Annotated in this window: 1 protein-coding gene; it reads right to left on the reverse strand. The window is 67.8% G+C overall.

The features are described 5' to 3' along the window. The coding region (locus tag A5747_RS22085; RefSeq protein ID WP_142245685.1) for an amino acid adenylation domain-containing protein at positions 1-1443 on the reverse strand (1443 nt) is incomplete at both ends.

The raw sequence follows: 1443 nt of genomic DNA on the forward strand, positions 1-1443 counted from the left end.
TGGGCATAAATGGCGGCCAGGATCTCCTCGGCGGGTGTGGTGGGTGCGCGGTAGCCGGTGGTGGTGTATTCGGGGGTGGGTAGGGCGCGGGTGTCGAGCTTGCCATTGACGGTGCGGGGTAGCGCGTCAAGGACGACGATGGCGGCGGGGACCATGTAGGCCGGTAGGCGTTGGGCCAGGGCGGTGCGGATGCGGGCGGGATCGGCGGTGCCGGTGATGTAGCCGACCAAGCGTGTGGTGGTCGAGGGATCGTCGCGGGCGATCACCGCGGCCTGCTGCACCCCGTCGAGTTCGGTGAGGGCGGTGTGGATTTCGCCCAGCTCGATGCGATACCCGCGGATCTTGACCTGCTCATCGGCACGACCGACATAGTCCAGCTGCCCATCAGCGCGCCAGCGCACCAGATCCCCGGTGCGATACATCCGCTCCCCGGGCCCACCAAACGGACACGCCACAAACCGCGACCCGGTCAACCCCGAGCGGCCCAGATAGCCGACGCCCACCCCGGTGCCGGCCACATACAACTCACCGATGACCCCGGCCGGCACCGGGTGGAGCCACTCGTCGAGCACAAACAGCGCCGCCGTGCACACCGGCGCACCGATGGGCACCGCATCGGCCCCGACCGATAGCGGCGCGCTCATCGACACATACACCGTGGCCTCGGTGGGCCCGTAGGCGTTGATCACCACCCGCCCCGGAGCCCAACGCTCCACCACCTCAAGCGGGCAGGCCTCACCGCCGAGCAGCAACGCCACCGACTCCAGGCCCTGCGGTGAGAGCGCGGCCACCGCCGAGGGGGTCTGGGTCAACACAGTGACCCCTTCCCGAACCAGCAAGGCGTGCAAATCCTCCGGCGAGCCGACGATGTCCTCGGGCACCACCACCAGTCGTCCCCCGCCCAGTAGCGCCGCCCAGATCTCCCACACCGAAAAATCGAACGCATACGAATGACACTGCGTCCACACCTGACCCACCGGCAGACCAGCCGGCGACGACGCCGCCAAATGAGCCAGGTTCTGATGCGTCACCGCAACACCTTTGGGCACCCCCGTGGTACCCGAGGTGTAAATCACATACGCGATGTCCCCGGGATCCGGCGGCGGTGGTGCGGTGCTGGGCTGAGCCGCGATGCGCTCGTCATCAATATCGACAACCATCACGTCATGCCCATTCAGCCGCCCGGCCAACCCAGATGTGGTGATCGCGGCGATCGGCGCGGCATCGGTGAGCATGAACCCGATCCGCGCCTCCGGCAGCGCGGGGTCGATCGGCACATACGCCGCCCCCGACTTAAGCACCGCCAACATCGCCACAACCGCCTCGACCGAGCGCGGCAACACCAACGCCACACACCCACCACGGCCCACACCACACCCGATCAGCAACTGCGCCAACCGATTCGCCGCCACATCGAGTTGTCGATAGGTCAGGGTGCGGCCC

The organism is Mycobacterium sp. IS-836, assembly GCF_001954275.1.
Lineage (GTDB): Bacteria > Actinomycetota > Actinomycetes > Mycobacteriales > Mycobacteriaceae > Mycobacterium.